The 8,723-nt window shown below is 49.4% G+C and carries 8 protein-coding genes; 2 read left to right on the top strand and 6 right to left on the bottom strand.

Annotated features, from left to right (window positions below):
* The first annotated feature begins 159 nt into the window (after positions 1–159).
* Positions 160–783: an alpha/beta hydrolase gene (locus QZT94_RS03130; protein ID WP_296773161.1), complete on the top strand. Its 624-nt coding sequence runs from the start codon at positions 160–162 to the stop codon at positions 781–783.
* A 51-nt stretch (positions 784–834) separates the two neighbouring features.
* On the opposite strand, the gene QZT94_RS08890 is transcribed toward QZT94_RS03130, so the two are convergent.
* The 6 genes from QZT94_RS08890 to QZT94_RS03105 all read right to left on the bottom strand — a co-directional run bounded on the left by QZT94_RS08890 (position 835) and on the right by QZT94_RS03105 (position 7,485).
* Entirely contained in the window at positions 835–924 is a 90-nt protein-coding gene (locus QZT94_RS08890) for a MerR family transcriptional regulator (RefSeq protein ID WP_363928424.1), read from the bottom strand.
* A gap of 129 nt (positions 925–1,053) precedes the next feature.
* On the bottom strand, positions 1,054–2,820 hold the full coding sequence (locus QZT94_RS03125) for an ABC transporter ATP-binding protein (RefSeq protein ID WP_270626915.1): 1,767 nt from the start codon (positions 2,818–2,820) through the stop codon (positions 1,054–1,056).
* Between the two features lies 1 nt (position 2,821).
* Positions 2,822–4,636: an ABC transporter ATP-binding protein gene (locus tag QZT94_RS03120; protein ID WP_296761659.1), complete on the bottom strand. Its 1,815-nt coding sequence runs from the start codon at positions 4,634–4,636 to the stop codon at positions 2,822–2,824.
* A gap of 13 nt (positions 4,637–4,649) precedes the next feature.
* Positions 4,650–6,113: an ABC transporter ATP-binding protein gene (locus QZT94_RS03115; RefSeq protein ID WP_296761661.1), complete on the bottom strand. Its 1,464-nt coding sequence runs from the start codon at positions 6,111–6,113 to the stop codon at positions 4,650–4,652.
* Positions 6,110–6,787, bottom strand: coding sequence for an energy-coupling factor transporter transmembrane component T (locus QZT94_RS03110; RefSeq protein ID WP_363928425.1), 678 nt, complete (start codon positions 6,785–6,787; stop codon positions 6,110–6,112). The genes QZT94_RS03115 and QZT94_RS03110 overlap by 4 nt, the downstream gene beginning before the upstream one ends.
* 131 nt (positions 6,788–6,918) lie before the next feature.
* Complete coding sequence (locus QZT94_RS03105; RefSeq protein WP_024058983.1) at positions 6,919–7,485, bottom strand: MptD family putative ECF transporter S component; 567 nt, start codon at positions 7,483–7,485, stop codon at positions 6,919–6,921.
* Positions 7,486–7,792: 307 nt separating this feature from the next.
* Between QZT94_RS03105 and QZT94_RS03100 the strand changes: the two genes are divergently transcribed.
* Positions 7,793–8,723: phosphoenolpyruvate carboxykinase domain-containing protein (locus QZT94_RS03100; RefSeq protein WP_296773159.1), on the top strand; the 931-nt coding region annotated here is incomplete at its 3' end.

Below are 8,723 nucleotides of genomic sequence, written 5' to 3'. Positions count from 1 at the left end.
GCGTAACTGGTTGGTGTTGGTAGCTGTTGGGCTATTATTTGCAGCTATCTGTTTTGCTGTTTTCGGGTTCACGCACGTGGTTTCGCCGGTCACCGCTATTGGAAATGTTGCTGGTTTTCTAATAACTAGCCTGGTTGTAGGTTTTTTCGCGCTACGTAAATGAATGATGCGCAAAAGGTAGTGTTTTTGCACGGGTTGGGTGAAACCCGTGATGTTTGGAACCCGGTAATAAAACAGCTGCCGCAAACCGAGTGCATAGCTCTAGAGGTTTTGAGAACGAAACCGCCGCCGCCTTGCTGGTCGCTCAAGGACGTATGTGCCCAGATTGCTGAATCGCTGACCGAACCAGTTCACCTGGTCGGGTTATCTTTGGGTGCAGTGATTGCTTTAAATATCGCCCTCACCCATCCAGGCAAGGTGTCCTCACTGTTTGTTTCAGCTCCGCAAGCTAAACCCCCAAAAATGTTGATGAATCTACAAAAGACACTAATGCGAGTTTTACCAACAAAATGGGTATGTCCGCCACAGCTAAGCAAACCTGAGCTGCTGAGCGTGCTCGATAGTTTGAAAGATTTAGACCTCACTTCGCAGCTACCTGCTTTATCCATGCCCGTAACTGTGGTTTGCGGTAGCAAAGATAAAGCAAACCTGCCTGCCGCCCACAAAATCTCAAGTATTATCCCCACAGCTCACCTAGAGGTTATCCAAGGCGCAGGGCACCAGTGGCACGCCACCCATCCTCAGCTATTCACCGGTTATCTCACGAAACATTTAACCCGCTAAACCCCGACAAGAATAATATCGTCGATAAATTCAAGTAAGTAGTAAAACTTCTTACTCGCTGTAGTTGCGATACCCTCCTGCGTCCCTCGCGGGATTCAGCAGTCTCTGAGCTTCGTAATATTCAATGGCTTTGGAAGCCAACCCGGTTTCGATTTACACCTCTGAGCGAGCATTAGCATCGAGAGTTCCCACGGTAAATTCTAGTGAATATACTCCAGCTACTGCTTCTTTAAGTTTTAAAGGTCCTTGCTTAATCCAACCTGTTCCGTACTAATGTGCGGCTATTTTCCATCCAGAGGCGGCCTGACGCTCATTCCAAAAATCTCGGTAAATCCCCTGGCAGCTTATTAGTTGATTGTGGGTGCCAATCTGAGCCACATGCCCATGATCATCTAGAACCACAATCTGGTCAGCCTGAGTAATCGTGTGGAGTTTATGCGCGATTACCAACATGGTGGATTGGCGACGTAATACTTCGAAAGAGCGCAGCAGATTTGCTTCATTTTCGGCATCAAGAGCGCTGGTAGCTTCATCGAAGAGTACAATCGGAGCATTTTTTAAAATAGCGCGAGCAATTGAAACTCGTTGGCGTTCCCCTCCTGATAATGCGCATCCACCTTCACCAACTTTTGTATCCCAACCATCGGGAAGTCGGCTGACAATATCGTTGACTCCTGCTAGTTCTGCCGCACGTAGTAGAGCCTCTTTAGGGGCATTGGAGTTACCGATGCGGATATTTGCTTCCAAAGTGTCATCGAAAAGATAGACATCTTGGAAAACCATTGAAATTTGGCTCATTAAATCTTCAGTCGTTAGTTCTCTAACATCTCGATCACCAACGAGTACTGCACCCGAGTTTACATCCCAAAATCGACAAATCAAGCGGGCAATAGTGGTTTTACCGGCGCCCGAAGGGCCAACAAGTGCAGTCATAGTGTGGGGAGCGACGGTGAAACTGACTTTGTTTAGAACCTGTTTATCGTTCCCATAAGCAAAATCAACCTCTCGAAGCTCAACTTGATGAGGTAATGGTTGGGGTAGCGAAGTTTCTGGCTCGGGCAGAGGGCGCGCATCCAGTACTTCGTTAATAGTCGCCATTGTCGGGCCAACTGCCAGTAGCCCGGTTCGACAATTAGAAATAGTGGAAAGGTAATGAGTGATTTCCAGGCTTATCCCAATAACCGCCACCACTGCCAGGGGAGCAAGGCTTCCAGTAAAAGCAAGATGAACACTGGAAATAATCATTACAACGCAAATCGTTTGCGAGGCAATGCCACCGAGAAAATTCCCGATACATTCTACCCATAGTCGGCGAGTGGATCTGCGGCGATTTTCTGCTAAAGCCGTTGCCATTTGGGGATAAATCGTCTGGTCACATGCGCGGAGCATGGATTGGCAGGTAGAGAATTCTACGATTCGATCAGCTAGTTCAGTTGCCGCCGGGGCCGCATAGGCACTGGCGGCACTGTCGAGGTAGGTTAGTGCCCACATCAGAATCAGGTAACAGATTAGGCATAACGCAAAAATTGAGCCCAAGGCGGGATACCACCAAAGCAGACCAGTAAGCAGTGTCAGCAAAGTGACGGTGGCGGCGGATAGTTCCGTGAGCAAATGGGCACTCAGGTTTCCGAGCTCATTGACAGTAGCTGCCCCTAGGCGGGATAAACGCCCGGTAGTATCGGTGGAGAACCATCCCAGGGGCAGTTTTGCCAACTGATCCCCAACGCGGCGATGGACAGAGCGCATCACCGAAAAAGCGCCTTCGTAGGAGAAGCGATCTCTTATGTAGATACTGATCGCCCCGATAATCGCCGTGACGATCAGGGTTAAGATCCAGGGGGTAGCGTTATGAGTGCTTTCTTCCTGCCTGCTAGCCCAGGTGTTTGCGAGCTGAATCAGCGCAAGTAAGCCTACCCCCTGCGCAATACCGCTGATAATCCTAGTTGCCCAGCTGATACTTCTGCTGTGATTTTGCGAATTGGCGCTGAGTCGGAAATTTGTTCGAATTATGTCGATAGCTCCCATTGACTTATCCATTTTAGTTTCGTCCTCTTTCCGTAAACTCAACATTGGATGCCGACCACAGGCGACGGTAGAGTTCTATATTTTTTAGCTTCTGGTGATTACCGCAAGCCACCAACTGCCCTTTATCAAGTAGGACGATTTGATCGACGTTCTTGACCGAATCGGGACGGTGATCGATAACCAGAACAGTACGTCCGACCATTAGATGGTTAATAGCTTTCTGGATTTGTGCTTCGCATTCCGGATCTACCATGGCGGCTGCCTCATCCAATATGAGTATCGGTGCATCCAATAGTAAGGTTCTGGCGATTGCAATCCGTTGAGCTTGCCCTCCCGATAGCTTCAGATCTTCCCCGACAACACTGTCATATCCTTTAGGCAGCGCCATGATTTCGTCATGAATCTGCGCCTGGCGAGCAGCGTTAATAATCTCGGCTTCATCTGCATCGTGCCGCCCGATAGAAATGTTGTCGCGAATAGAAGCCCGCAAGAGTTGCGCATCTTGCAGTACAAACCCAAGGTGACGGTAGAGATCGGTTCTACTCAGTTCCCTAAGGTTTACTCCACCGATTAGTACTGCGCCAGTATCGGGATCCAGAAAACGGGCGGCCAATTTGGCCAGGGTGGTTTTCCCGGCTCCTGATGGTCCCATGAGAGCGGTTACTGTACCGGGTGCACAACGTAAAGAGATATTATCCAAAGCTAGGGTATGGCCATAGCTGAGCGACACATTTTTAAATTCTATGCTTGCGTCTTGAGGTAAAGACGTCGATTTCTCGGGGCAAGTGAGGGGCTTTACCCTAAGAAGATCAAGAATCCTTTTGGCTGCCGCACCCGCTAACTGATAATTCCAAGCAAGCTGGGTTACTAGGTTAATTGATGAGGGAAGTGCAATGGCAATTAAACAACCGGCAACTACTTCTACCGGACTAACCCAATGCTTGGAGACGAACCAGGGGCCGACAATCCCAAATAAGAGAACTACCAATGGAGTAGAGGTGAGGGCGGCGGTCAAGGAAGCCGCATGCACCATTGGCCGATTCCATTCCTCCATATAGTCACAGGCTTCATTGGCGCTATGGGAATATTTGCGGTGTGCTTTTCCGGTGATCCCAAAAGTCTTAACTACCTGAATGCCTTTCACGAACTCCACCATTGCGGAGGAAACCTGATCAAGTTTTGCATCAAGTTCTAAGGATTTATCGCCCATTCCCCGCATCATCACAGCGTAGGCAATGATGTAAATCGGCACCGCAACAATTACTAAAAGTCCGAGTCTTAAATCAATAATAAAGGTATAACCCGCGCAAAATATGGGCATTAAGGTAGCGATTAGTGAATCTACGGGGCGGTGTGCCACTAGCATATGTAGATTTTTTACATCGTCTTGCAGCACTTTACGCACATGACCGGAAGTATTATCACTAAACCAAGTTAAAGGAGCTTGCCCCAGAAAACGAATAATCTTTTGCTGAATACTTGCGGATAAGCGATTATCGGCAATATGGGTAACCAGCAAGCCCACAAAATAAGCGAATAGACCTCCACAAAATGTTCCGATTAACACCTGTACCCAAAATATGATGACACTTTGGTTGGGCGATGCGCCATTACCTAGTGAAGTTAGGAGTTCGTTGCCGATCCCCACTAAGGCAACGAACGGAAAAACTCGCAAAATAGCGGATATAACCGCCATTACTCGACCAACTCGGAGCGCCAATTGTACAGGAGCTAAGAGTTCTCGTAATGCGGCTTTACCTTGTTTGCTGGTCAGCTTGATATTCGCCGCTGTATCTTTCCTTGGTTCGCTAACTTGATTATCAGTCACTTGGCTTCCTCTTTTAATGTTTCTCTTGGTCAGCTGCAGTAAGTTGCGCGTTTATTCCGCTATCGAGAGACCAGAGCAATAACTGATAATCAGCAACTTCATTGATGAACTCCAAGTCGTGACTGATTATCAGGACTGCTTTGCTTTTAGCAGCTAGTGAGCGAATCTGGGAACTAATCGATAGTAGGTGCCGGTAGTCAACTCCCGAGGTAGGTTCATCGAATACGTAAAGCTCTGCCTGGCTCGCCAAGGCGTTAGCAATCACGAGACGTTGTTTTTGCCCCCCAGAAAGAGTCATCGGGTGCCGTTCAGATAATCCTTGCAACCCCAAATCACCTAGAAGCGTCTGCACCTGCTCTTCACTAAAATTGTCATTTCCTAATACAACCTCTCCCGCTACTGTTTCGGCAAATAGCTGCCGGTTCACATCTTGCATTACTAGCACACTGCGGTTTCGTCTTTCTGCCGCCCGGCAGGATTTGCCGCTAAAACTAATATCGCTGCCCTTCTCTGGATGAGCTAACCCGATGAGGGTGCGTGCGAGAGTAGTTTTACCCGCTCCGTTCGGGCCGACTAGCGCAACTACTTTTCCCTTAGGTAAATATAGGGAAGGAATATTGAGGACGCGGTGTTTGCCGTAACTGAACCTTAAATTTTTTGCGGTAATACCGTCTGCCTGTTGATCGGGAATACATCTAACGCAAATTTCTGGTTTTTCTAGGGTGCGCAACCCCAACTCTTTACGCTGTGTAGAAGACAAGCTAAAAAACTCATCCGCAGTAAATAAATGCTGGATTCGCCCTTCACCCATAATCGCAACTTGATCAGCTAGACCTTTTAGAGGGTAAACGCGGTGCTCGGCTACTACCAGGGTCCAGCCTGCGCTTTTTAGCCTTTGTAAGACTTTGCTGAATGCAGAAATTGCTTCCGGGGAAAGGTTAGAGGTGGGTTCGTCTAAAAGCAGGATTTGCTGCGGTCCGGCCACTGCCGCTGCGCAAGCAACCAGCTGTAATTCACCTCCGGAAAGCTGACGTAACTCTTTGCCCAGCAGTCGCTGAATGCCCCAGGCGTTTACAGCTTCCGCTATTCGGTTAGCGGTTGTTTGGGGGGTATCTCCGGCATTTTCGCTCGCGAATGCTAACTCTTCTAGTACATTTGCCGTAAAAAATTGGGAACGGGGATTTTGAAAAACTGTCCCGGCGGTGCGCCCTAATTGTTGGATATCGGTTTGCACGGTATCGAGACCAGCAAGGGTAGTGCGTCCGCTGAGATTACCCTTATAAAGTTCGGGTATTAAACCGTTCAGAAGTTTTAATAGGGTCGACTTGCCTGCTCCGGAAGGACCGGTGATTAAGGTACAGGATCCTGTAGGGAAATCGAGGTTGATATCGCTGACTGCGCTTACGTGAGCTGATGAGGTTTCTTCGTCCGGGTTGAACTGGTAATCGAAGGAGACCTGGTCGATTAAGGTTCTCATTTGAATCCGCCCGAGAGTATAGCTAGATGGTCTGAGTAGGGGATGAGAGCAATCAGGGCGATTAGCGTCAGTATCCAGAGGGCATCCAGTCGGCTGAATCGCAGCTGTTTTAAAGTGCTTGGGTAAATAGTGGATCCTAAACCGCGCACCATGCCGGCGGCGGTCATTTCATCAGCGGTTCGGGCGCAGGATGCCAGTAAGGGAACTAAAACCATTTCTAGAAAATGGAGGGGATGTAAGAGGGCGCGCCATCCCATTTGTAATCCCCGCAGGGACATTGCTTCTCTTACTGCGCGGTATTCTCGAAATACTGTCGGTATGAATCGTAGTAGCACTACCAGAGGAACGGTTATAGCTACCGGTATGCGTAAGCTGCGAAGACCGGCTACGAGTTCTCCGGGGACGATAGTTTTAATCGCGTAACCTGCCAGACCGCCAGCAGTGCAGAGCTTTATCATCCAGTAGCCTAAAACCATTAGGAACGCGGTGAGGGCGCTTGGCCAGATTCTGGGGAAAAGATAGATACAAGCGACCCAGGTTCCTTCCACGGCGAGGAAACCTAGCGCCCATGAATAGCAGTGTGACAATAGTAAAGCCAAGAGCGCAATACCGGCTACCAGGAAAGTGATCACTATGGGTAGTCGCGACATTACCAGGGCATTTAATACGAATATAACCAGTATTACGGTGCGCGGATCTGGCCGGGAATGCCGTTGGTTAGCTGCTAAGATTTCAGCGCTGGTGACCTGATCTTGGTGATAGCTTGCTGCTGATCAGGGGGCGCTAGTTTGGCATTGAAGGCTCATTACTTTGCGATGCCAGCTTTACGGAAGTGCCGCGCCATTAGAGAATTTCCGAAGACTCCGCCGATAAGCCCGAGAATGAAAATTCCCACGCCCCAGGCCACAATCATCCATGGTGACAAGAACCAGCGTAATGAATCTGCATAGGCAGTCCCCATAGAGTCAGCAATATATTTGTAGTAGCCCTGAGCGTCAATGAATACCGGGAACCAGGGCACCACGTACCATACGGACATGACGGCGTATCCTAGGACCCGAAAAACCGCTGATTTTTTAGCGAAGAGGAAGTCTGCGGCTAGTCCCAGCAAAGGTGTAAGTAGGGCAGTAACCCAGGGGTGCCCGGTAATTACCATTAAAATCCCGACTAATAGTCCCATTAATGCCAAGGCGCCAATCTTCGGTACCCGCGACTTAAATAGCATGATTACGGCGCCGTTAGCGATAAGACCTAAGGCATAGCCCACAAACATCATTGCTGGATTAATGATGCCTAGCATTCCAGTGCCGAAAACTAGCACAAAATAAATTGCGGTAAAAACGCCAATGTTGATGAAGTCGCGTGTTTTCATGCGATATATCCCTTCTAATATTTAATTAGGTAAGCCTTGCCTAACAAAAGAGTAGCGTGAGTGCCCCCTATTTGGTCAAGTAATGTCGGGGTAATCTAGCCGACACATAGGCGGGAGAAAAGGGAGAGTTAAGAAACTAACTAGCCTACAGAGGGCTCTCCTATTAGCGGATTTGCTAGCCCATACTGCAGCGTCCCAGGTTTTGTTCCTATTTATTCCAGGCAGGACTTAAATCCAGGTTTGCTTCAAAAGTTTCGGGTATCCTAAATTTAATGTTCTACTACACGAAATTTTAGGAGTAATAAATATGGATAACATTGCCAAGATCCTCAGCGATGCCGGGCTGGAAAATCCCGCAGTAGCTGAGTATGTAGCGCACTGGGCCGGAATTACCGAACCCGCTGCCATCGAAGTCATTTCCGCAAAGGATGACGACCGACTCATCGCCGAAGGCCTAGCCACCGGTGAAATCGCACCTGCGGGTGATGGACTCTACTACTCCCGCTCCTACTACAAGGACACGGCGCGCAGCGAGGAACGCACCGTCGTCGCCACCCACAATCCGCAAGAAGCCGGAATTTACAACAACTGGCACGACGCCACGGAAGTAACTGCCCGGCAGTTGGAAAGCATGAAGGGCGCCTCCCGGAGTAAAACAATGTACGTGGTGCCCTACCTGATGGCACCGCCGAAATCGCCGCTAGAAAAGTGGGCTCGCGGAGTGGAACTTACCGACAACCTCACCGTGGTTCTTCACATGATCCGCATGGCCCGGGTTGGCGTAGAACACCTGAACAATTTGGAAAATCCGGCAGAATTCGTGCGCGCAGTGCACGTTACTGGCGACCTGAAGAACTTGGGGCAGGGCACCGATAAGGATAAGCGCCTGTTTGCCACGGTAGCCGACGAACGCACAATTTTGCACTTCGGTTCCTCCTACGGCGGCAACGCGCTACTCGGCAAGATCGCCCACGGTCTGCGCCAAGCTTCTTACGACGGCTGGGCCTCCGGGGAATTCCTTTCCGAACAGTTCATGCTGATCGGGATTAAGGATAAGCTCAAGGATCACACCTACTACGTGTGCGGTGGTTTCCCCTCAGCTTCCGGTAAAACCAACCTCGCTATGATGCTAGCCCCGGACGCCTTGGGTGACCGCTACGAAGTTTACTTCTACGGCGATGACATCGTGTGGCTGCACGTTGGCGAAGACGGCAAGATTTACGGCATGAACCCCGAAT

This window comes from Varibaculum sp. (assembly GCF_008661855.1).
In the GTDB taxonomy this organism is placed as follows: domain Bacteria; phylum Actinomycetota; class Actinomycetes; order Actinomycetales; family Actinomycetaceae; genus Varibaculum; species Varibaculum timonense_A.
This window is presented reverse-complemented; position numbering and strand designations above follow the sequence as displayed.

Excerpts from the sequence above, each read along its gene's own strand:
- QZT94_RS03130 (WP_296773161.1), top strand. The coding sequence starts at position 160 with ATGAATGATGCGCAAAAGGTAGTGTTTTTGCACGGGTTGGGTGAAACC.
- QZT94_RS03125 (WP_270626915.1), bottom strand. The coding sequence starts at position 2,820 with ATGGATAAGTCAATGGGAGCTATCGACATAATTCGAACAAATTTCCGA.
- QZT94_RS03115 (WP_296761661.1), bottom strand. The coding sequence starts at position 6,113 with ATGAGAACCTTAATCGACCAGGTCTCCTTCGATTACCAGTTCAACCCG.
- QZT94_RS03105 (WP_024058983.1), bottom strand. The coding sequence starts at position 7,485 with ATGAAAACACGCGACTTCATCAACATTGGCGTTTTTACCGCAATTTAT.